This is a genomic window from Maricaulis salignorans (assembly GCF_900103475.1).
GTDB lineage: Bacteria > Pseudomonadota > Alphaproteobacteria > Caulobacterales > Maricaulaceae > Maricaulis > Maricaulis salignorans.
This window is the reverse complement of record NZ_FNHG01000028.1, coordinates 1-23,840: the sequence shown is the minus strand read 5'-3', so window position 1 is coordinate 23,840 and position 23,840 is coordinate 1. Positions and strand designations below refer to the sequence as shown.

The window sequence follows — 23,840 nt, the reverse complement described above, 5'->3', positions numbered from 1 at the left end:
CCGCTGGCTTCCGCCAGAATCATCGTGATCGCTGCCGTCAGCGTCGTCTTGCCGTGATCAACGTGACCAATGGTCCCGATGTTCGCGTGCGGCTTAGTGCGCTGAAACTTTTCCTTCGCCATGGTCTAGCTCCGAAATCTCTCGTTCGTTTTCAATAGGTATTGAAGAGCGGCCTTAGGCCGACTTCGCGATAACTTCTTGTTCGACCGCTTTAGGCACGGCCTCGTAGTGGTCGAACTGCATGGTAAACTGGGCACGTCCCTGTGTCGCAGAGCGCAGATTGCTCACATAGCCAAACATGTTGGCCAGCGGCACCATTGCGTTCACGACCGTGGCATTGCCCCGCATCTCTTGGCCGGCAATCTGGCCGCGACGCGAATTCAAATCACCGATCACGCCGCCGGTGTATTCGTCCGGCGTCACGACTTCAACCTTCATGATCGGCTCGAGCAGCTTCGGTGCGCAGTGCTGCTTGGCTTCGCGGAAGGCGGCACGGGCCGCGATCTCGAATGCAAGCACGCTGGAGTCGACGTCGTGGAAGGCGCCATCAACCAGATTGGCGTGGACATCGATCACCGGGAAGCCGGCAATCAGACCGTTATCCATCACGGACTTCAGACCCTTTTCGACACCCGGGATATACTCCCGCGGAACCGAACCACCAACGATCTTGGATTCGAACACGAAACCGGAACCTGGCTCACCCGGCGTGAACTCGATCTTCACACGGGCAAACTGACCCGAACCGCCGGACTGCTTCTTGTGGGTGTAATCAACGAGACCGGCCTTGCCGAGCGCTTCGCGGTAAGCCACCTGCGGCGCGCCGATATTGGCCTCAACCTTGTACTCGCGACGCATCCGGTCAACCAGGATGTCGAGGTGAAGCTCGCCCATACCGGCAATGATGGTCTGACCGGAATCCAGGTCAGTCTTCATGCGGAAGGATGGGTCCTCGGCAGCCAGACGCTGAAGTGCGACACCAAGCTTTTCCTGGTCGGCCTTCGACTTTGGCTCGATCGCCAGCTCGATAACCGGCTCAGGGAAGACCATGCGCTCGAGGATAACCGGGCTGGCGGGATCGCAAAGCGTATCGCCAGTGGTCGTGTCCTTGAGGCCCGCGATAGCGACGATGTCGCCCGCGAAACATTCCTTGATGTCTTCACGCGAATTGGAGTGCATCTGAAGCATGCGGCCGATGCGCTCTTTCTTTTCCTTGACCGTATTGAGCACGGTCGTCCCCGTTTCCAGGTGACCGGAATACAGGCGGCAGAAAGTCAGCGAGCCGACAAAAGGGTCATTCATGATCTTGAAGGCGAGCAGGGCCATCGGCTCGGAGTCCAGCGGACGACGAACGATTTCCTTCTCGGTCTTCAGATCAATGCCGCGGATCGCCGGGATATCCAGCGGGCACGGCAGATAATCGACAACTGCATCAAGCAGGGGCTGAACGCCCTTATTCTTGAACGCGGTGCCGCAAAGAACAGGGTGGAAGGCGAGCGAAATCGTACCCTTGCGGATCAGCGCCTTCATCGTTTCGATGGAGGGCTCTTCGCCTTCGAGATAAGCTTCCATGGCCGCCTCATCGAGATCGACAATGGTCTCGATCATCTTGATGCGCCAGGCCTGGGCCTTCTCAACCATGTCGGCCGGAATTTCTTCCTCCTGGTAAGCAGCCCCGAGGCCCTCATTTTCCCAGACGATCGCCTTCATGGTCAGCAGGTCGATCACGCCGCGGAATTCCGTCTCGGCGCCGATTGGCAGCTGAACCGCCAGCGGCACGCAAGCCAGACGCTCTTCGATCATCTCGATCGAGCGATAGAAATCCGCACCCAGCTTGTCCATCTTGTTGACGAAGAACATGCGAGGCACTTTGTATTTGTCAGCCTGACGCCAGACAGTCTCGGTCTGCGGCTCGACACCGGCATTGGCATCCAGCAGCGCGACCGCACCATCGAGCACGCGCAGGGAACGCTCGACTTCAATCGTGAAGTCGACGTGACCTGGCGTATCGATGATGTTCAGACGCTTGCCGGCCCAGAAACAGGTCGTTGCAGCAGAGGTGATCGTGATGCCACGCTCCTGCTCCTGCTCCATCCAGTCCATCGTGGCAGCCCCATCATGGACTTCCCCGAGCTTGTGGGATTTGCCGGTATAATAAAGGACCCGCTCAGTCGTTGTCGTCTTCCCGGCATCAATGTGAGCCATGATGCCGAAATTGCGGTAGTCCTCGATCGAATATTCGCGGGCCATTTCTGGAGTCCTTGGGTCAGGTCGGTATGTGCCGGATTACCAGCGGTAGTGCGAGAATGCGCGGTTGGCTTCCGCCATCCGGTGCGTGTCTTCACGCTTCTTGACGGCAGTTCCGCGATTGGCGGACGCATCCATCATTTCAGCAGCCAGACGCTCACGCATCGTATTTTCATTGCGTCCGCGCGCCGCAGTCGTCAGCCAACGAATGGCCAACGCCTTCTTGCGCTCCTGACGCACTTCAACCGGGACCTGATAGGTCGCGCCACCAACACGGCGGGAGCGAACCTCAACTTCCGGCGCAACATTCTCAAGGGCTTCATGGAAGACCTTGATTGGCTCGCGCTTCAGCTTTCCCTCGACAATTTCGAGAGCGCCGTAGACGATCCGCTCGGCGACGGATTTTTTGCCGTCGAGCATGATGTAGTTCATAAATTTCGTGAGATCACGATCCCCGAATTTCGGGTCCGGATTGATTTCACGTTTTTCTGCGCGGTGACGACGAGACATGGGCGCCTCTCCTACTTAGGACGCTTGGCGCCGTACTTGGAACGGCGTTGCTTGCGATCCTTGACGCCCTGGGTATCCAGAACGCCGCGAAGTATGTGATAGCGAACGCCGGGAAGATCCTTGACGCGACCGCCGCGAATGAGGACCACCGAGTGTTCCTGAAGATTATGCCCCTCGCCCGGGATATAGCTCACAACTTCATGACCATTGGTCAAACGCACCTTCGCGACCTTCCGCAAAGCCGAGTTCGGCTTCTTTGGGGTCGTCGTATAGACACGCGTGCAAACACCGCGACGCTGAGGGCAAGCCTGAAGAGCCGGCACCTTATTGCGCTTGGGCTTGTCCTTCCGCGGCTTGCGTATGAGCTGGTTGATTGTGGGCATCCCGCTCGTTTCCGTTTCTGATCTCAAGAAGCACGTCCCGCAATTCCCGAGGGCCTTGCCGGACGCAAACAAAGACCCCGACGTCCGGGCTAAAGCCCGCACGGCGGCGTCAGGGGTTTTACGTTACCGTGGATGACGTCTAACCGCGTGGGTTACAGCTCATCCTCAAAACGAGGCCGGAAACTACGCACGCGACTCGGATACGTCAAGCGCTGGTTCACACTTTTTGTGAACGCCGTACGGTAAACCGGCGGTAACAAAAAAGGGCCGCCGAAATATCGGCGGCCCTTTCCGTATTCAAAAGGTCAGAAAACCTAGCCTGGGTTGGTCTCTGCGCCTGACGCAGCGGCCGTTTCAGCCGCAGCGGCTTCAGCGATTTCGCTGGGCAGGCCTTCGGATTCAACAGCAGTCTGGCGTTCGGCAAGCATGACATCATCACGCTCATCAGCGACCCGCTGATACAGGCGCATCATGGCACCGGTACCGGCCGGAATCAGACGCCCGACAATGACGTTCTCCTTCAGGCCTTCCAGGGTGTCTTCCTTGCCCTGTACAGCCGCCTCGGTGAGCACCCGGGTGGTTTCCTGGAAGGAGGCCGCCGAGATGAAGGAACGCGTCTGGAGAGACGCCTTGGTAATGCCCAGCAGAACCGGGTCGCCGATCGCAATACGCTTGCCTTCGGCCTCGAGACGTTCGTTGTTCTCGATGAACTCGATCTTGTCGACCTGCTCGGCCGCCAGATAGGTGCTTTCGCCAGGATCCTTGACTTCGATCTTCTGCAGCATCTGCCGGACAATGACCTCGATATGCTTGTCATTAATCGGCACGCCCTGCAGGCGATAGACTTCCTGGATCTCGTCGATCAGATATTCGGCCAGGGCGGAGACGCCCAGAATGGCGAGAATATCGTGCGGCGCCGGGTGACCGTCGAGCAGGTATTCGCCCTTCTGGATGAAGTCGTTTTCCTGGACCGTGAGGTGTTTGCCCTTCGGCACCAGGTATTCGACCTTCTCCTGATCATCGCCTTCAGGAACGATGGCGATGCGGCGCTTGTTCTTGTAGTCGCGGCCGAATTCGACGCGGCCACTGATTTCCGCGATGACCGCGTGATCCTTCGGACGGCGGGCTTCGAACAGCTCGGCAACCCGTGGCAGACCACCGGTAATGTCGCGCGTCTTGGCACCTTCGGTCGGGATACGGGCGACGATGTCACCCGGGCGAACCGTATCGCCGGAATTGACCGAGAGAATGGCACCAACGGCGAGCATATAGCTGGCCATCGAACCGGTTGGCAGCTGGATCGGCTCGCCGCTCTCGTCCTGGATGACGATGGCAGGCTGAAGCGCATTGGCCTTGGCACTGCCGCGCCAGTCGATGATCACCTTCGAGGCGATACCGGTGGCTTCGTCGGTTTCTTCCTTGACCGAAACACCTTCGGCAATGTCGACCAGGCGAACCGTACCGCCGACTTCCGAAACGATCGGTGCGGTATACGGATCCCACTCGGCAAGACGCTGGCCACGATCGGCCTTGTCGCCTTCCTTGACCTTCAGCTTGGTGCCGTAGGTCAGCTTGTAGGATTCGCGTTCCTTGCCTTCGGTATCGGCAATCGCGACCTGCATGTTGCGGCTCATGACGATCAGATCGCCTTCCGCATTGGCCACGATAGCCGGGTTCTTGAAGATGACCTTGCCCGGGTGGGTGGCTTCGATGAAGGACTGCTCGGACACCTGGGCGGTGCCACCAATGTGGAAGGTCCGCATGGTCAGCTGGGTACCCGGCTCACCAATCGACTGGGCCGCGATGACGCCGACGGCCTCACCGATATTGACGCGTGTACCGCGCGCCAGGTCACGGCCGTAACAGGTGGCACAGACACCGATGCGGGTTTCACAGGTCAGCGGCGAACGGGCGAACACGCTCTGGACGCCGGCCGTATCGATTTCCACCGCGAGGTCTTCGTCGACATAGCTGTCGGCCGGGCAGATGGTCTCGCCGGTCACCGGATGAATGATCGCCTCGGCCGTGGTGCGGCCCAGAATGCGCTGCTCGAGCGAAACGACGATATCACCGCCATCGACCACGGCATCGATCTGGAAGCCCTGCGATGTGCCGCAATCCTCTTCCGTAACGATACAATCCTGGGCGACGTCGACCAGACGGCGGGTCAGGTAACCCGAGTTCGCCGTCTTCAGTGCGGTATCAGCCAGACCCTTACGGGCACCGTGGGTGGAGTTGAAGTATTCAAGGACGGTCAGTCCTTCCTTGAAGTTCGAGATGATCGGCGTCTCGATGATTTCACCCGACGGTTTGGCCATCAGACCACGCATACCGGCGAGCTGCTTCATCTGGTTCTTCGAACCACGCGCACCGGAGTGGGCCATCATATAGACCGAATTGACTTCCGAGGTCCGGCCGTCTTCCCCGACATAGGTCTTGGAGATTTCGTCCATCATCGCGTCAGCCACGGCGTCCGTACACTTGGCCCAGGCATCGACGACCTTGTTGTACTTCTCACCCTTGGTGATGAGACCGTCGACATATTGCTGCTCGTAGTCGGAAACCAGCTTGCGGGTATTGCCAACCAGCACAGCCTTGGCATCGGGAACGAGCATGTCGTCCTTGCCGAAGGAAATGCCGGCGCGCGCCGCTTCCTTGAAGCCGAGCGCCATGATCTGGTCGCAGAAGATGACCGTCGCCTTCTGGCCGCAGTGGCGATAGACGTGGTCGATCAGCGCGCCGATCGCCTTCTTGGTGAGGATCTCACCGAGCAGGTCAGGCTGCATTTTCTCGTGCTTGGGCAGAAGGTCGATGACCATTTTGCGGCCCGGCGTGGTTTCAATCACGCGGGTCACTTCATTGCCATCGGCATCAATACCTTCCCAGCGCGCCTTGATCTTGGAGTGCAGGGTCACATAGCCGGCGTCGAGCGCCGCTTCCATTTCGGCGCGGGTCGCGAAGGCCATGCCCTCACCCGGCTCGGCATCATTGGCGATCGACAGATAGTACAGACCCAGGACGATATCCTGAGACGGCACGATGATCGGCTTGCCATTGGCGGGCGAGAGGATGTTGTTGGTCGACATCATCAGCGTGCGCGCTTCAAGCTGGGCTTCCAGCGAGAGCGGCACGTGAACCGCCATCTGGTCACCGTCGAAGTCGGCGTTGAAGGCGGCGCAGACCAGCGGGTGAAGCTGGATCGCCTTGCCCTCGATCAGTTTCGGTTCAAACGCCTGGATGCCAAGACGGTGCAGCGTTGGTGCACGGTTGAGCATGACCGGGTGTTCGCGAATGACCTCGTCGAGCACGTCCCAGACTTCAGGCCGTTCTTTCTCGACCAGTTTCTTGGATTGCTTGACCGTACCGGACAGACCCTTGGCGTCGAGACGCGCATAAATGAAGGGCTTGAACAGCTCGAGCGCCATCTTCTTGGGCAGACCGCACTGATGGAGTTTCAGATCCGGACCAACCACGATGACCGAACGGCCGGAATAGTCGACGCGCTTGCCGAGCAGATTCTGGCGGAAACGGCCCTGCTTGCCCTTGAGCATGTCGGACAGCGATTTCAGCGGGCGCTTGTTGGCACCCGTGATGACGCGGCCGCGACGGCCATTGTCGAACAGGGCGTCGACGGATTCCTGCAGCATCCGCTTTTCATTACGGATGATGATGTCCGGCGCGCGCAGCTCGATGAGGCGCTTCAGGCGGTTATTCCGGTTGATAACCCGGCGATAGAGATCGTTCAGATCGGAGGTCGCGAAACGACCGCCATCCAGGGGAACCAGCGGACGCAGCTCAGGCGGAATGACCGGGATCACGGTCATGATCATCCACTCGGGACGATTGCCGGAGGTCATGAAGTTTTCCATCAGCTTGAGGCGTTTGGCGTACTTCTTGAGCTTCAGCTCCGAACCGGTTTCCTTCATGTCGACGCGAACTTTTTCGCATTCGGCAGCCAGGTCCATATTGATCAGGATTTCGCGCACGGCTTCAGCGCCGATACCGGCGGTGAAGGCATCTTCGCCATACTCGTCCTGGGCTTCCATATATTCTTCTTCGGAAAGAAGCTGGAAGGGCTGGAGCGGCGTCAGACCGGGCTCGATGACCACGTAATTCTCGAAGTAGAGAACCCGCTCGACATCCTTCAGGGCCATGTCGAGGATCATCGAGATCCGCGATGGCAGGGATTTCAGGAACCAGATATGGGCGACGGGTGCAGCCAGCTCGATATGGCCCATACGCTCGCGCCGGACGCGGGCCAGGGTCACTTCAACGCCGCACTTCTCGCAGACGATACCTTTGTACTTGATGCGCTTATACTTGCCGCACAGGCATTCATAATCCTTCACGGGCCCAAAGATGCGGGCGCAGAACAGACCGTCGCGCTCCGGCTTGAAGGTCCGGTAATTGATGGTTTCCGGCTTTTTGACTTCGCCGAACGACCAGGAGTGAATTTTCTCCGGGCTGGCAAGGGCAATCCGGATCCGGTCGAAGGCTGGGCCTTCGGCTGCCGGATTAAAGATGTTCATGACATCATGGTTCATGTCGGCGTCTCCCAAAAGGGTAAACGGGACGGGCCCAGAGCCCGCCCCGCGTATAGATTGCAGCCTTAGCCGTTCTTCAGTTCGACGTTGAGGCCGAGCGAACGCATTTCCTTGACCAGCACGTTGAAGCTTTCCGGAATGCCGGCTTCGAAAGTGTCGTCGCCGCGGACAATGGCTTCATAGACCTTGGTCCGGCCTGCCACGTCATCCGACTTCACCGTCAGCATTTCCTGCAGCGTATAGGCTGCGCCGTAAGCTTCCAGTGCCCACACTTCCATCTCGCCGAAGCGCTGGCCGCCGAACTGTGCCTTGCCGCCCAGCGGCTGCTGGGTCACGAGGCTGTACGGCCCGATGGAACGGGCATGGATCTTGTCGTCCACCAGGTGGTGCAGTTTGAGCAGGTGCTTGACACCGACCGTAACCTTGCGGCGGAACTGCTCACCGGTGCGGCCATCATGCAACGTCACCTGCCCGGACGGGTCGAGACCCGCCTTGACCAGCATTTCCGTCACATCGGCTTCGCGGGCACCGTCAAAGACCGGCGTTGCGAAAGGAACGCCCAGCTTGAGGTTCTGGCTCAGCTCGGCAATGCCCTCATCGGTCTCCGGCATGTCACTGTCTTCGCCATAGACACGCTTGAGCTCGACCTTGAGCGCTTCGATCTTGCCGTCGCGCTTGTAGGCCTCATAGGCTTCGCCGATCTGGGCGCCCAGACCACGGCTGGCCCAGCCAAGGTGGGTTTCCAGGATCTGACCGACATTCATCCGGCTTGGAACGCCGAGCGGGTTCAGCACGATGTCGACGGCTTCACCATTCTCAAGGAAGGGCATGTCCTCGATCGGATTGATCTTGGAGATAACACCCTTATTGCCGTGACGGCCGGCCATCTTGTCGCCGGGCTGAAGCTTGCGCTTCACAGCCACGAAGACCTTGACCATTTTCATCACGCCTGGCGGCATTTCATCGCCGCGCTGGAGCTTGTCGACCTTGTCCTCGAAACGACGGTCCAAACGGGCCCGGCTGTCGTCGAACTGCTTTTGCAGCGCTTCGACTTCGGCCATCGCCTTTTCGTCATCGAGACCGATACGCCACCACTGGGAGCGCGGGGTCTCGTCGAGGGATTCCTGGGTCACCTTGCCCTTGGGGAAGCCGCGCGGTCCGGAGACCGAGGTCTTGCCCAGCAGGACTTCACCGAAGCGCTGGTAGATATTGCGCTCGAGGATGGTGAGCTCGTCATCGCGGTCAGTGCCGAGACGTTCGATCTCTTCACGCTCGATCGAGATCGCGCGCTCATCCTTGTCGACGCCGTGACGGTTGAACACCCGCACTTCCACCACGGTGCCGGTGGCACCCGATGGCATGCGCAGGGATGTATCCCGAACGTCGGACGCCTTTTCACCGAAGATCGCGCGCAGAAGCTTTTCTTCCGGCGTCATCGGGCTTTCGCCCTTCGGGGTCACCTTGCCGACGAGGATGTCGCCAGCGGCCACTTCGGCACCAACGGCAACAATACCGGCTTCGTCGAGATTGCGCAGGGCTTCCTCGCCGACATTGGGAATGTCACGCGTAATTTCTTCCGGCCCGAGCTTGGTATCGCGGGCTGCGACCTCAAACTCTTCGAGGTGGATCGAGGTGAAGACGTCGTCGCGCACGATGCGCTCGGAGATCAGGATCGAATCCTCGAAGTTGTAGCCATTCCACGGCATGAAGGCGACGACCACATTGCGGCCGAGCGCCAGCTCACCGAGATCCGTCGACGGACCGTCGGCGATGATATCGCCGGTGATCACTTCATCGCCCACACGCACGATCGGGCGCTGGTTGATACAGGTCGACTGATTGGACCGCTGGAACTTGGACAGGCGATAGATGTCGACGCCGGACTTGGCGGCATCGAGATCTTCGGTTGCCCGGATCACGATACGTGTCGCATCGACCTGCTCGACCACACCGGTCCGGCGCGCCGCAACGGCAGCCCCGGAGTCGCGGGCCACGACAGCTTCCATGCCGGTACCGACCAGCGGGGCTTCCGCCTTCACCAGTGGCACGGCCTGACGCTGCATGTTCGATCCCATCAGGGCGCGGTTGGCGTCATCGTTTTCGAGGAAGGGAATCAGCGCCGCAGCGACCGAAACAACCTGTTTCGGCGAGACGTCGATATAATTCACTTCATCGCGTGGAACCAGGGTCACATCGCCGGCAACACGGCAGTTGACGAACTCATTGTCGAGTTCACCGGTCTCGGTGACGTGGGCATTGGCCTGGGCAATCGCGTAGCGGGATTCCTGCATCGCCGAGAGATAATCGACCTGGTCGAGCAATTTGCCATTCTCGACGCGGCGATACGGGCTCTCGATGAAGCCGTATTTATTGACGCGTGCGAAAGTCGACAGCGAGTTGATCAGGCCGATATTCGGACCTTCAGGCGTTTCAATCGGGCAGATCCGGCCGTAATGGGTCGGGTGCACGTCGCGGACTTCGAAGCCGGCACGTTCACGCGTCAGACCACCAGGCCCAAGCGCCGAGAGACGACGCTTGTGCGTGACTTCGGAGAGCGGGTTGGTCTGGTCCATGAACTGCGACAGCTGCGAGGAGCCGAAGAATTCACGCACCGCGGCGGCTGCCGGTTTGGCATTGACGAGATCGTGCGGCATGACGGTCTCGATATCGACCGAAGACATGCGTTCCTTGATCGCGCGCTCCATGCGGAGCAGGCCGATGCGGTACTGGTTTTCCATCAGCTCGCCGACCGAACGCACCCGGCGATTGCCGAGATTGTCGATATCGTCGATTTCGCCGCGGCCATCACGCAGACCCACGAGGGTCTTGAGGACGGCCAGGATGTCTTCCTTGCGCAGGGTGCGCATATCGTCCGGCGCATCGAGATCGAGGCGCATATTCATTTTGACCCGGCCAACGGCGGAGAGGTCATAGCGCTCGGAATCGAAGAACAGGCCCTGGAACATGGCTTCGGCGGTGTCGGCCGTCGGCGGCTCACCGGGACGCATGACGCGGTAGATATCGACCAGCGCCTGCTCACGGCTGTCATTCTTGTCGGCAGCCAGCGTTGTGCGCATGTAGGGACCGATGCCCGTCGCGGGATCGATGTCGAGGATGTTGAGCGCCTTGACGCCGGTCGTCTTGAGGATTTCCAGCACTTCTTCGGTCAGCTCGTCACCGGCTTCGACGAAGATCTCACCGGTATCCGTATTGACCATGTCCTCGGCAATATAGCTGCCCAGGATATCGGCATCGGAGACCAGGAGGAGCTCAAGCCCCTCTTCGGCCAGCTTGTTGGCTGCCCGTGCGGAGATTTTCTTGCCGGCTTCGGCAATGACATCGCCGGTCTTGGCGTCGACGAGATCGCGCGCCGGCTTGGTGCCGCGCCAGCGTTCTTTCACGTAAGGGACAGTCCAGCCCTTCTTCGTGCTCTTGTAGCTGATGGTCTGGTAGAAGGTGGAGAGGATCTCCTCCTTGTCCATACCCAGCGCGTAGAGCAGCGTCGTCGCCGGCAGTTTGCGGCGGCGATCAAGGCGCATATGGACCACGTCCTTGGCATCGAATTCGAAATCGAGCCAGGAGCCACGGTAAGGAATGATACGGGCGGCAAACAGGAATTTGCCGGAGGCATGGGTCTTGCCACGGTCATGATCGAAGAAGACGCCCGGCGAACGGTGCATCTGGGAGACGATCACGCGCTCGGTGCCGTTGACGATAAACGTGCCCTTGTCGGTCATGAGCGGAATATCGCCCATATAGACATCCTGTTCCTTGATGTCCTTGACCGAACGGGCGCCGGTTTCTTCGTCCACATCAAACACGATGAGGCGCATCTTGACCTTCAGCGGTGCGGCATAGGTCATGTCGCGCTGCTGGCATTCTTCAGTATCGAACTTCGGCGTTTCGAATTCGTAGGACACGAAATCGAGCACGGCGCGATCGGCAAAATCCTTGACCGGGAAGACCGATTTGAAAACGGTCTGCAAGCCGGTGTCAGGCCGTTCGCTGGCCCGTACATCCTTCATCAGAAACTGCTCGTAAGAGCTTTTCTGAACTTCGATCAGATTCGGCATCGCAACAGTTTCCGGAATACGACCGAATGATTTGCGAATCCGCTTCTTGCCGGTGAACGATAGACCCATGTCGGCTCCCTTCGCAGACAGCACTGCGCATCTGATGCGGGAAAAATTCCCGCGCTGCGTCGTTCCAAGGCCCCGACTGACGTCGAAACCGATCATGCGCCTCCCCTGGAACGGCAGTAGGGGAACGCCAATTCTCAAAGACGGGCTAACGGACGCGCAGGTTTACCCCACGCGCCCGAGAGCACCATACCCTGTCACGCGTGAGCGTGATTATTTAAGCTCGACGGTCGCGCCGGCAGCTTCAAGCTTCGTCTTGATTTCGTCAGCTTCAGCTTTGCTGGCGCCTTCCTTGACGGCTTTCGGTGCGGCTTCAACGAGGTCCTTGGCTTCTTTCAGGCCGAGACCCGTGATACCGCGGACTTCCTTGATGACGTTGATCTTCTTGTCGCCAGCCGAAACCAGCATGACGTCGAATTCGGTCTGCTCTTCAGCAGCCTCGGCAGCACCGCCAGCGGCAGGGCCGGCAGCGACGGCAACAGCAGCAGCCTTGATGCCTTTTTCTTCGAGAAGATCGTTGAGTTCCTTGGCTTCCAGAATGGTCAGGGCCAAAAGTTCGTCACAGAGTTTAGCTACATCAGCCATTTGTTCAATTCCTTGTAAAACGTTGGTTTGTCGGTTCGAATGCGGAGAATGACGTTATGCGGCGGCTTGCTCGCGAATCGCCTCGACGGCGCCCGCAAGACCTTGCCCCGGCGACATGAGCCGCTGGGCCACCTGAGAGGCTTGACCCGTAAGACGGGCGGCAATGGTACCGATGAGTTCTTCGCGCGACGGCATTTTGGAGAGTGCGGTGATGCCAGCGGCATCGAACACATTCTCTTCCATGAACCCGCCGAGAATGAGGAATTTCTCATTGGTCTTGGCGTAATCGACCACAACCTTCGGCGCCGAAACAAAGTCTTCCGAGTAAGCGATCGCGACCGGACCTGTAAACAGATCGGCAGCGCCCTCACCGGGCTGGCCTTGCAGGGCGATTTTGGCGAGGCGGTTACGCACCACCTTGAACGTGCCACCAACTTCAAGAAGTTTGATGCGCAAGTTCGTCATTTCCGCAACGGTCATACCCGAATACTGGGCCATGACCACGGATCCGCTACCGGCGAAGATGCTCTTCAGCTCTTCAACGGATGCTTCTTTTTGCGTGCGATCCATATGCGGACTCCCTAGTCTGAGTCCCCCACCATGGGAGACCCGTTGAAAACGCCCCGACACGATCCACTCCCCTCACGGGCACGGCTCATATCGCGGCGCATTCCTGTCCCAGGGCTCGAACCGACGGCCTTGAACAAGGCCGAAGGGATCTCGCTCTGTCTCACACAAGGCCTGGATTGGATTAAGGCTCGACGCGAACGCCGCACCCCTTGTGATCTCGGACAGGTGGGCCGGTTCATGCACAACACGCATGATACAGACCCGAACGGTCCGACCGGCTACAGCCTGTCGGACCGAAATTCAATACTCTTAAGCTGAAGCAGCATCACTGGAGTCGATCTTGAGGCCGGGCCCCATCGTCGAACTGATACCGATACGCTTGACATAGGTCCCTTTGGCACCGGCCGGCTTCGCCTTCATGACCGCGTCCACGAGGGCGCGAACATTTTCAGACAGCGCCGCTTCGGTAAAGCTCGCCTTGCCAACACCGGCGTGAACGATCCCGGCCTTCTCGGCACGGAATTCGACAGCGCCGCCCTTGGAGGCTTCAATCGCCTTGGTGACGTCCATGGTGACCGTACCAACCTTCGGGTTCGGCATCATGCCGCGAGGGCCGAGCACCTTACCGAGACGGCCGACGATCGGCATCATGTCGGGGGTCGCGATGACCTTGTCGAAATTGATATTGCCGGCCAGGATCTGTTCCATCAGGTCCTCGGCACCAACGACATCGGCACCCGCCTTGGTCGCTTCATCGGCCTTGGGGCCGCGAGCAAAAACGGCGACGCGGACGGTGCGCCCGGTACCGTGTGGCAGATGACAGACGCCGCGGACCATCTGGTCGGCGTGGCGCGGATCAACACCGAGATTGATCGCCACTTCGACGGTTTCGTCGAATTTGGCTTTCGCATTGGCCTTGACGAGCTTGACAGCGGCGTCGACCGAATAGGCGTCTTCGCGCGAAATACCTTCACGCGCAGCAGCCAAACGTTTTCCCAGTTTCGCCATCGTTCTACTCCGTAACCTGCAGACCCATGGAACGGGCAGAACCGGCGATGATCTTGGTCGCCTGGTCGAGGTCGTTCGCGTTGAGGTCTTTCATTTTCTGTTCGGCAATGTCACGGCACTGGGACATTGAAACGGTACCGCCGGAGGTCAGGCCAGGCGTTGTGCTGCCCTTGGTGACCTTCGCAGCCTTCTTCAGGAAGAAGCTGGCTGGTGGCGATTTGGTGACGAAAGTGAAGGACTTGTCGGAAAAGACGGTGATGATCGTCGGGATTGGCATCCCTTTTTCCATCTCCTGGGTCTTCGCATTGAAGGCCTTACAGAATTCCATGATATTGACGCCGCGCTGACCCAGCGCCGGCCCGATGGGCGGCGATGGATTGGCTGCTGCCGCAGGCACTTGCAGCTTGATATAGCCGGTGATCTTCTTGGCCATGTTCCCACTCCTTTAAAAGGCGCCACTGGCGCCCTGTGGTTTCGCGGTACGGCCCGGCATGGTCTTGCCGCCGGCACCTCCCGCAATCTTACGGATCAGCCGATTTTCGCGACTTGCCCGTATTCGAGTTCGACCGGCGTTGCCCGGCCGAAAATATTGATCGCCACCTTGAGGCGGGCATTCTCGTGATCGTCTTCCTCGACAACGCCGTTGAAGCTGGCGAAGTGACCGTCGATGACATTGACTGTCTCGCCGATCTGATAGGTGACGGTCGGGTGCGGACGCTCCGCATCCTCAACCATCTGACCGAGGATCCGCTTCACTTCGGTTTCGGACACCGGCATCGGCTTATTGCCGGAACCGAGGAAACCGGTGACTTTCGCGGTGTTCTTCACGAGGTGATAGGCGTCGTCGGACATGACCATCTTGACGAGGACATAGCCGGGAAAATATTTGCGCTCGGCATTGATCTTGCGACCCTTGCGAACTTCAACAACCTCTTCGGTCGGGACGAGAACTTCTTCGAAGCGGTCCTCAAGCCCCTGGAGAGCGGCCTCTGCGCGAATAGCCTCCGCGACCTTCTTCTCGAAGTTCGAATAGGCGTGCACGATGTACCATTTGGCAGACATACAGCCTCCTCCTAAGCGCCGGCGCCGAGAGCCAACAGGCTCTGGACCGTGAACTGGATGCCGAGGTCGACCATCCAGAAGAACAAAATTGCGATCGTGCTCAATATCAGCACCAGGATGGTGGAGACAATCGTCTCCTGACGGCTCGTCCAGGTAACCTTGCGGGCTTCCTGGCGGACCTGGGCGAGATACTGGAACGGGTTGACACTCCGCTTTTTCGCGGGTGCACCGTCCTGCTTGGGCTTGGCTGGCACCTTATCGTTCCTGTTCCGCGTCATAAACTTCCATCTGGCCCGTCAGGACCGCCATTTCAATCGTCCGGTTGGGACTATTTCCCGTCAGCGCGGCATGGCAGGGGCGGAGGGACTCGAACCCACGACCCTCGGTTTTGGAGACCGATGCTCTACCAACTGAGCTACACCCCTATATCGCGCACGCGAACCAGCGTGATGACATCCCTGCCACCACACCGCAAGCGCAGCTCTCTACAACCTGTGACGCCATATGAAAACAGCTAAAACGCAGATGTGAGTGCTTTCATTCCATGTCCCGCTGACAAGAGCGGCGGTATCGGCCTGCTCGCGCCCGATGTCAAGCCACGCCCGCGTTCAATCTTCGGGCCCGCGGGGCAAGCGCGCTGCTGGATCTGGCGACGGACGCGGCGGTGCTTGGGCAAGACGGCAGACCAGGCCCGGTTCGCACACTGGACTGGCCCCGCCTCCCCTGCGCAGCGAAGCGCCGGGCAGCAGAGGCTGGAGGGCGCGCATCCCGGGACGCGCCCTGAATGGCGGCCCGGCCGTGCGGCCTCGCTGTGAGCCTCACAGGCAGCCGGGCGCACACCGTGCAGTGGGGCGCTCGGCAGCCGGCGCGCCGGGCGTCTGGACGGCCGCCTTGGCCTGGCTGACGACAATGCCGGCGCCCGACCGGGTAGCAGGCAGGCCCGCCTGCCGGGCGGGCGTGATTCCGGTTTGGGATGGCGCTGCCGCGCCGGACGGTGCGGCCGCGGGGCCCCGATAGCCGGGCCAGTCGGCTGCAAGTCGGCCCATCATGGCCGCAAGCCCGGGGCCGCAGCCCGCCCTCGCCCGGCCTGGGTGCCGGCTTTGAACACGCTCTCCTGGCGCGCCGGCCGAAGCGCCGGACCCACGGCGCTTCGCGCGTTTGAGCGAGGGCACAAAGAAAAAGGGCGGCCCCGAAGGACCGCCCTTTCCCCATCAAACGCGTGAGCGTTGATTAGAAGCGCATCGTACCGCCAACAAACAGGCGACGACCCAGCGTTTCGTAGGTAGCAGGCCAGGTATTGGCTTGCTCCGTCGAGGTCGAACCGATTGCAGGTACTTCGGTATCGGTGATGTTCGAGATACCCGTCGTCAACGTGAAAGTATCGTTGATGTCGTACTGGAACGTCACATCGAAGTAGTTGGTTGCGTCAATGCTGTCCGACAGGGAGCTGACCTGTGGGGCAGTGGCGCTGTCAGCTTCGACAGCACCGATGTAACGCCAGCGGAGCGAGGTCGTGAACGGACCCGTATACCAGGACGCTTGCATCGAGTGCTTGTATTCCGGCGTTGGTTCGCCGCAATCCAGGCCGAAGAAGCCTGCGCATTCGACGACTGGCGACGAAGCGGAAGGCGTGAAGTTATTAGCGATCGTGTAGCCGCCATAGTAGGTGACTGCGAAGTCACCCGGCAGGCCGAGCACATCAGCGCCAAATCCGTAATCCACGCGAAGGTCAATACCTTCGGCTTCAAGGGATGCGACGTTGATCGACACCAGGCTAGGCAGGAAGCCATTGGCACCCATCTCACCCGACGGGCCACGTCCACCGGCCAGAGCCGTACAGGAAGCAGCAATATTGTCGATGTGACACTCGTTCAGCAGGGTCTGCAGCGGAACGGTCGAGATCGCGTCTTCGATCGAGATATTGTAGTAGTCCAACGTCATCGTCAGACCTTCGATCGCGTCAGGCGTCAACACCACACCGATGGTGTAGGTGTCAGCGGTTTCAGCGTCCAGGTTCGGATTTCCGCCAAACAGGGCTTCCATCTGGGCATTGCCCTGGATTGCTGCACCCGGTGCAGGAACGCCAGCATCGACGCAGGTCTGGTCGATGGTTGCAGCGCCATAGCTACCGTTGGAACCACCCGAGCATGGGTCTTTCGCGGACGGGAAGCCATTGACGAGCGGCTGGTACAGATCACCAACATTTGGTGCCCGCACAGCGCGGTTGAAGTTACCACGCAGACGGATCTGATCGTTCACTTCCCAGCCGAGGCCGACAGCGAAGGTCTCGGTGCCACCAACCGTGTTGTACTCGGAAGAGCGGAAGGCCGCATTCAGAGACAGCGACTGGATGCCAGGACGATCTTCGATCAGAGGCATTTCGACTTCTGTGAAGAATTCATAGACGTCGACGGTGCCACCAACTGGGAGCGCCTGGTTGAACCCGCGAACGTCCGGTCCGAGAACCGAGTCAGGCAGCGAGTTCGACGAAGCTTCACGATACTCAACACCGAGCACGAGAGCGAGAGGTTCGTTAGCCGCAGGCGACTGGAACATCGGCAGGACGCCGTTGACCGTTGCCTGGGTCTGGAACATTTCGATCGTGTCGATCTGAGCGCCGGTCCGCGAGATGTGGGACGCACCAGCAGCAGAGATAGCACCAGGGCCGTTGAACAGGTCAACGTATGGTGCGGAGCAACCGGAAGCCAGAGCGGTTGGACCGCCATCGCAGAGGACGCCGTCTTGCAGAGCAGAGACGGACAGGTTGCCGGTCTGGATCTGCGAAACTGCCGAACGCGAGTAGTTTGCGAACGCGTCGTAGCTCCAGTTTTCGTTCAGGGCGCCACGGGCACCAAAAACGACCTGGAAGGAATTGGTGTCACGCAGCGAATTACGCGTGCCAATTTCTTCAAAACGACGGCTGATACGGACAGTGGCAGTACCATCGCCATTGTTCGAACCGGAGTGATTGTAGACCGACTCATCGGCTGCAGTACCCGGATCATCAGCAAGACCAGTTGCCACCACGGCATCCACGTCACCAACGAGCAGGTCAACAAGATCTGCTGGCAGGTTCGGGTTGTCGAGGTTGACGTTGAGGGTCACGCCGGCTGGCGTTGGAGCCAGCTGGGAGTCGACGACGTTGTTGGCATAGATACCACGGCCGTAGAACTCAAGGTGCTCGTTGACTTCATAGGTTGCGAACGCCGAAATATTGTAGCGTTCCTGAGGCAGCTGGAGGTAGTTGGCTGGAGCGTAGTTATACACGTCCGGCGTAGCACCACCGAAGCGCATGCCACGGATACCACCATCATTGAAGACACCGCCGCAAGCCAGGGCATTGCCCGCGCCGCATTCTGGGAAGATGTCATAGATACGATCGGACGCCAGATAGCTGGTGTTCGACGAATCGATTTCATTGCCATTGGCATCGTAGTTCATCAGGCCGAAGTTGGTCGAACCACCACCACGGATACGGGTACCCGGAATGTTGGACGAACCACCAGCGTAGAAGCCAGCAGCTTCATTGCCTGGACCCGGATCCCAATTGGTGAGCGCGGAGAATGCGCGATCGCCCTGGAAGAGAGCCTGACGGTTGGTGTAGCCCATCGACAGGACAGCGTTACCGCGGCCATTGTCGAAATTGCCACCCATCGTGATCGACACGTTGGTGATGTCAGCATCGAGGTCGCCAAGCGAGGTTTCCTGGGAAGCCGTGATCTCAACGCCTTCGAAGTCGTCCTTCATCATGAAGTTGACGACACCGGCAACAGCGTCGGAACCGTAAACAGCGGAAGCACCGCCGGTCACGATGTCGATGCTCTCGACCATGGCAGCCGGGATGTTGTTCAGGTCAACGACCTGGGACACGCCCGAACCAACGAAACGCTGGCCATCAACCAGGACCAGGGTGCGGGTTGCGCCAAGGCCGCGCAGAGCGACTGTAGCCGTACCGTCGCCTGGGTTGTTTGACGTGGCGTCAAACGCAGGAACAACCTGTGGCAGGGTGTTGATGAAGTCTTCGGTGTTGACGGTGTTCACAACAGCGAGTTGTTCAGCCGAAACATTCGTGACCGGGCTTGGTGCGATCGTATCGGTACGCTGAATGCGCGAACCGGTAACCGTAACCACGTCCTGATCTTGTGCCATTGCCGGGGCCGCTACAGCCAGGCCGGAAATAAGCGTGCTTGCCATCAGGCAAGCCTTCAAAGAAGTGCGTCTCACTCTATATCCCTCCGAGTAAGGATTATGAAATGGGAAGCACGCCCTGATTTTTCATCAGGTGGGACTCCCCCCTCTCAACGGGGCACACGATTCCCCGCCTTGGTGCCAAAATAGGCGCGTGCCTCGCTAGGGGTCAATGACACACCGCCGTCTCATCGCCCAGAGTTGGGCATTTCAAGGGCAGTGTGGCGCAATTGCCTCATTCTTCGTGGTTTTAGGACACGCTCGACCCGGCGCGCGCACGCTGAGGGGGAAAAACCGGTAAGCCGCTGCGCCAGGATATGGCGCGTCAGCGGCAATCCAGGTGCGAGACCGAAAAACACCCGCTCGGTATCACGCCGCGATCAGGCTGGAATGAGGTCGAAGGGCGCGGTGACCCGCACCTCATCGGAGACGAAAGGCTCCACACCGTGCCAGATATAGGAGGGAAAGAAGATCGCGGCGCCGGGTTCCGGCTGGATATAGCGCTCGGCCGGCAGGTCCAGCCCCGCCACGCCGGAGGCCCCCAGGCGCAGCCAGCCCGCCCGCTCCCCGGCCATCACACTCTCGGGCACGGCGACATAATAGCAGGCGCTGATCCATCCGGCTGGATGGATGTGATCCACATGTCCACCGCCCGACCGCAACCGGACCGACCAGGCGCCCGTCAGTTCAAGATCGCCGCGTTTGCGCCTCAGGAAGGGGTGATCGGGGTCATCGGGCAGGCCGGCGACAAAGGTCCGCGCGGCATCCAGCAAGGCGTCGGCCAGGGATCGTATGACCGCGCTGTCCTGGTCCCACAGCCGTCCGGCCGATTGCGTTCCACCGAACAGGGTCTGATCGAGCGGCTGGGCTCCGCCACCGTGCAGTCGCCTGATGTCCTCCGCCAGCGCCGCATTGAACGCGTCCAGCGAGGCATAGCCCGGCGGCGTCTCGATCATGCGTTTGGCCGTAAACCGGTCGTAATCGTAGAAGCGCCGATACCGGTCATCCCCCCTCACCCGCCAGGCAAGCGATTGAAGGGCCACATGTTTCTGCAAGTGCGCCGGAGCCGGCTCTGCGTCGAGCAGGGTCAGCGCCTCCTCGACCTCTCCGGCCGGCAAGAGCGCTTCGACGAGCTGATGACGGATTGCAAAATCGGCAGCATCAGCCCCCGTCGCCGAGACGGCGGCGCGGAAGGCCGCACGCAAATCATCCAGCCCCGCCTCGCGCCTGCCCAGCCGGCTGCGCAACTCGCCACGCAGGGCCCGCGCCGGCGCATTGGCAGGCTCCAGCTCGAGCGCCAGACTGGCTGCCCGTTCCGCCTCTTCAGGCTGACCCGAGCGCATCAGGATTTCGGCACGCACCAGCTGCAAGCCGGAATTGGCCTGCTGCTGGAGGACCTGGTCGAGCCAGCGTGTCGCACCGGCCCCCTCACCCATTTCCCAAGCCAGGCTAGCCTGGTCACGATGGATATCGGCGCGCAGGGGCGCACATTGCAGGGCATTGAGATAGCCCTGCCGCGCGGCATCGAAACGGCCAAGATTGCGCAAGCTGTTGGCGCGCTGATAATGCGCATCGGCGGATTTCGGTGCCAGCTTCACCGCCAGGTCGAGGTCAGCCAGGGCGTCGTCGACCCGGCCGAGCGTCCGGTAGAGGCAGCCCCGGTTTACGCGGATATAGGCCGCATCCGGCTGCGCCCCGACCGCCTGGTCGAACCAGTCCAGCGCCGCCTCGAGTGCCTCCTGTTTGACGGCAAGATTGCCCAGACCGTTCAAGGCCGCGGCATGACCCGGCTGGACCGCCAGAACCGCCCGGTAGGCGCGCTCGGCGTCATCGGGCTGGCCGGTCTCGGCCAGCGTCACACCGAGATTGAACCAGGCGTCGACAAAACCCGGCGCGGCGGCGGTGGCGCGCCGGTAGCTTGCCACGGCCAGGTCGGGCCGGCCCGACCGGCGATGCAGATTGCCCAGATTGTTGAGCACGGCATGGGGCTGGGAATGCCGCGTCGCGGCCGCTTCCAGATCGGCAATCCCGCCGGCATATTGCCCGGTCTTTCCGCGCGCCAGGCCACGCAGGTGCAGCGCCTCCACATCCTGCGGGCTGACGGCCAGGATGGCGCTCAATTCGGCCTCGGCGCGCACCGCATCGCCGCGCTGCAACATCTGGACAATCTGTTGCAGGCTCGCCGCCATCTACTCGCCCCGTGCCGCGCCGCCGAACATATTGCCCAGGATCGAACCCAGTCCGCGCTTGCGGCTGCGCGACGGCGCCACCGCTTCTTCCTGCCCTGCCTCGCCGCGCCAGGCGCCCGTCACCGGATCAACGCCCAGCGCCGCGATCGCCGCATCGAAACCCGCCAGCGCGTCAGAATAGGGGGCGGTTGAGTTGAGATGCTTGGTCGAGGCGGGTTTGCGCACCTGCACCGAGCTGAAGGTCATCACCGAACGGTCCTGGAGATGGAAGTCGAGGCATTTGCGGCTCCACCCCAGACCGGTCCGTGCAATGACATAACGCAGCCTGGCTTCGAAATCGGCCACCAGGTCTTCGTATTGCAGCGTCGTGTAGCGACGCCCGAGCGTCGCCTCCCAGTGATCACACAGCCGCGCGTGCTGCGCGTAATAATGCGCGATATCATCCAGATCATGGGCAAAGGGCCATTGCCGCGAGAAATTGCGCCGGAAGATCGAGAATGCCGTCTCCACCGGGCGGCGGCGGATATGGATGACCGGTGCCTCGGGGAAGAGCTGCCGGATCAGGCCGACGGCGAGAAAATTGGAAGGCTGTTTATCCGTCACCCATTGCGCCTGGTCGAGACCGAATTCGGCGTGCTGCGAGAAATAGCGCGTGCGCCAGGCCATGCGCTGCATCACCGGGATTTCGCCGCCCGTCCAGCCCGTACGCCGGGCCCAGGCGATGAATTCATCCAGAATGAAGGGCATGGCGCTTAATTCACCGCCCGCCGTGACCTCGTCATGGGCCGCAATCGCCGCCTCGATCAGCGTTGTTCCGGATCGCGGCATGCCGACAATAAAGATCGGACGCGCAATCTTGATCTCCGGCAGCGCCGCCAGTTCGGCCGGCGCCGCGAACATCGCGATCAGCGCGTCCGTCAATGCCGCCTGGGCGTCCCGGTCATAGCCGCCGGACACCGCATGCCCGTGCTGGACCTTCTTGGTCGCATTGGCTTGGGACCAGGCCTGGAAGGCCTCCTGCGGCTGCTTGCGCTGGTGCAGGGCATCGCCGAGCGCGAACAGGCCGATTGCCTGGCGGTCGACGGCCAGCCCGCCAGCTTCAAGCCCGGCGCGCAAGGCCGCCAATTCCTCGTCACTCAACCGTCCCGACGCGACTTCGCATAATTGCCCATAGGCTTCCAGATGGCCCGGATCGATCTCGAGCGCGCGGCGGCACTGCGCCTCGGCCTGCTCAAACCGGCCGAGGAAAGTGTGGACACGGGCCAGCCCGAAGGCGGCTTCGGCGTTCTGCGGATCCAGCGCCAATGCCTGCTCGAACAACGCTTCGGCGGCGGGAATATCGCGCGCGCCCAGCACCAGCCGTCCGAGCGCTGCCCAGTTGTCGGCGACCTCCGGATCGGCCTCGGCCACAGGCCGGTAGATGCGTGCAGCACGCGCATAAAAGCCCAATTGTCCCAGCGCCAGCGCGTGCGCGCTCAACGCTTCCGGCTCGCCGGGGGCCGCCGCGACCCAGCGTTCGGCCAGCTTCTCCATGACCGCCCAGTCGCCAGTCTGGCGCGCCAGGGCCGTGCGCAGGCGCAAGACATCCGGATGCCCCTCAAGACCGCCCTGTTCGGCGATATCGAGCGCGCGCCGCGTCGCGTCAATGTCGGACAATTCGATACAGGCACCCGCGAGCCGCAACGCGATTTGCGGTCTCGCCGGATGCTCCGGTCCGGCCTTCAGGGCCTGTTGCAGGGCATTGGCGGCGATTGCGAAATCGCCGGCGCGTCCGGCCAGGTCACCAAGCCGTCCCCAGGCATCGAACAGGTCCGGTGCCAGCCGCGTCGCTTCGGTGGCCGAGGCCAGGGCCCGATCGGTCTCGCCAAGTATTTCCCACTGGATCGACCGGTAGAGATGCAATTGTGGCAGGGCGGGATTGGCCACCTCAGCCTTGTCGAGCCAGGCCCGGCCGGCCTCGATAGCGCCGGTCTCCAGATCGCACACGCCCAGCAGGCACATCGCCGGAGCATTGGCCGGATCGCGCGCAAACACATCATGACAGCTCAGCCGTGCCGCATCGAAGGCATCGCTGAGGCGCTGTTGATTGGCCTGTTCGAGAAGGCGGGCAATATCGCCGCCCGCGCCGGTATCCGCTGTGCTCGCCATGCCCGTCAGACCCCGCTTCCGGCTTGTTCCTAGCCGCCATGCTTACCGCGTTCACGGTTGGGGGTGAATGCCACTCTGCACACACCCCGGCCGCCGCCAGGACCGGCGCGCCAGCAAAAAGGGCGACCCGCATCGCGGATCGCCCTCTTCACTCAGACAGGGTCTGTCAGACTATTCGACGATTTTCGAGACGACGCCGGCACCCACGGTGCGACCGCCTTCGCGGATGGCGAAGCGGAGCTTCTCTTCCATCGCGATCGGGACGAT

At 60.8% G+C, this 23,840-nt stretch carries 17 protein-coding genes and 1 tRNA gene; all 18 read right to left on the bottom strand.

Features of this window, described 5'->3' with window-relative positions:
* The coding region (locus tag BLT42_RS14615; protein WP_233342533.1) for a GTP-binding protein at positions 1-122 on the bottom strand (122 nt) is incomplete at its 3' end.
* Between the two features lie 52 nt (positions 123-174).
* Positions 175-2,250: an elongation factor G gene (gene fusA, locus BLT42_RS14610; RefSeq protein WP_091771908.1), complete on the bottom strand. Its 2,076-nt coding sequence runs from the start codon at positions 2,248-2,250 to the stop codon at positions 175-177.
* 36 nt (positions 2,251-2,286) lie between these two features.
* Positions 2,287-2,757 (bottom strand): 30S ribosomal protein S7, encoded by a 471-nt coding sequence (gene rpsG / locus BLT42_RS14605; protein ID WP_091771907.1) that lies wholly within the window; start codon positions 2,755-2,757, stop codon positions 2,287-2,289.
* An 11-nt stretch (positions 2,758-2,768) separates the two neighbouring features.
* Positions 2,769-3,140: a 30S ribosomal protein S12 gene (gene rpsL, locus BLT42_RS14600; protein WP_011643738.1), complete on the bottom strand. Its 372-nt coding sequence runs from the start codon at positions 3,138-3,140 to the stop codon at positions 2,769-2,771.
* Positions 3,141-3,454: 314 nt separating this feature from the next.
* The gene (gene rpoC, locus BLT42_RS14595) at positions 3,455-7,684 is read right to left on the bottom strand and encodes a DNA-directed RNA polymerase subunit beta' (protein WP_091771906.1); all 4,230 of its coding nucleotides are present in this window, start codon (positions 7,682-7,684) and stop codon (positions 3,455-3,457) included.
* A gap of 65 nt (positions 7,685-7,749) precedes the next feature.
* Entirely contained in the window at positions 7,750-11,826 is a 4,077-nt protein-coding gene (gene rpoB, locus BLT42_RS14590; RefSeq protein ID WP_091771910.1) for a DNA-directed RNA polymerase subunit beta, read from the bottom strand.
* A 210-nt stretch (positions 11,827-12,036) separates the two neighbouring features.
* Positions 12,037-12,408, bottom strand: coding sequence for a 50S ribosomal protein L7/L12 (gene rplL / locus BLT42_RS14585; RefSeq protein ID WP_091771905.1), 372 nt, complete (start codon positions 12,406-12,408; stop codon positions 12,037-12,039).
* 54 nt (positions 12,409-12,462) lie between these two features.
* A complete protein-coding gene (rplJ, locus tag BLT42_RS14580) occupies positions 12,463-12,978 on the bottom strand; it encodes a 50S ribosomal protein L10 (protein ID WP_091771904.1) in 516 nt (171 codons plus the stop codon).
* Between the two features lie 309 nt (positions 12,979-13,287).
* A complete protein-coding gene (rplA, locus tag BLT42_RS14575; protein ID WP_091771903.1) occupies positions 13,288-13,986 on the bottom strand; it encodes a 50S ribosomal protein L1 in 699 nt (232 codons plus the stop codon).
* A gap of 4 nt (positions 13,987-13,990) precedes the next feature.
* Entirely contained in the window at positions 13,991-14,419 is a 429-nt protein-coding gene (gene rplK / locus BLT42_RS14570; RefSeq protein WP_091771902.1) for a 50S ribosomal protein L11, read from the bottom strand.
* A 95-nt stretch (positions 14,420-14,514) separates the two neighbouring features.
* Positions 14,515-15,048, bottom strand: a complete 534-nt coding sequence (gene nusG / locus BLT42_RS14565; RefSeq protein WP_091771901.1) for a transcription termination/antitermination protein NusG — start codon at positions 15,046-15,048, stop codon at positions 14,515-14,517.
* Between the two features lie 11 nt (positions 15,049-15,059).
* Entirely contained in the window at positions 15,060-15,302 is a 243-nt protein-coding gene (gene secE / locus BLT42_RS14560) for a preprotein translocase subunit SecE (RefSeq protein ID WP_176780389.1), read from the bottom strand.
* Between the two features lie 95 nt (positions 15,303-15,397).
* Positions 15,398-15,473, bottom strand: a tRNA-Trp gene (locus BLT42_RS14555).
* A 393-nt stretch (positions 15,474-15,866) separates the two neighbouring features.
* Complete coding sequence (locus tag BLT42_RS15035; protein WP_143024177.1) at positions 15,867-16,097, bottom strand: hypothetical protein; 231 nt, start codon at positions 16,095-16,097, stop codon at positions 15,867-15,869.
* 181 nt (positions 16,098-16,278) lie between these two features.
* Entirely contained in the window at positions 16,279-19,242 is a 2,964-nt protein-coding gene (locus BLT42_RS14550; protein ID WP_091771899.1) for a TonB-dependent receptor domain-containing protein, read from the bottom strand.
* Positions 19,243-19,616: 374 nt separating this feature from the next.
* Positions 19,617-21,425: a tetratricopeptide repeat protein gene (locus tag BLT42_RS14545; RefSeq protein ID WP_091771898.1), complete on the bottom strand. Its 1,809-nt coding sequence runs from the start codon at positions 21,423-21,425 to the stop codon at positions 19,617-19,619.
* On the bottom strand, positions 21,426-23,573 hold the full coding sequence (locus BLT42_RS14540; RefSeq protein WP_091771897.1) for a tetratricopeptide repeat-containing sulfotransferase family protein: 2,148 nt from the start codon (positions 23,571-23,573) through the stop codon (positions 21,426-21,428).
* Between the two features lie 171 nt (positions 23,574-23,744).
* Positions 23,745-23,840: EF-Tu C-terminal domain-related protein (locus tag BLT42_RS14535; protein ID WP_091770313.1), on the bottom strand; the 96-nt coding region annotated here is incomplete at its 5' end.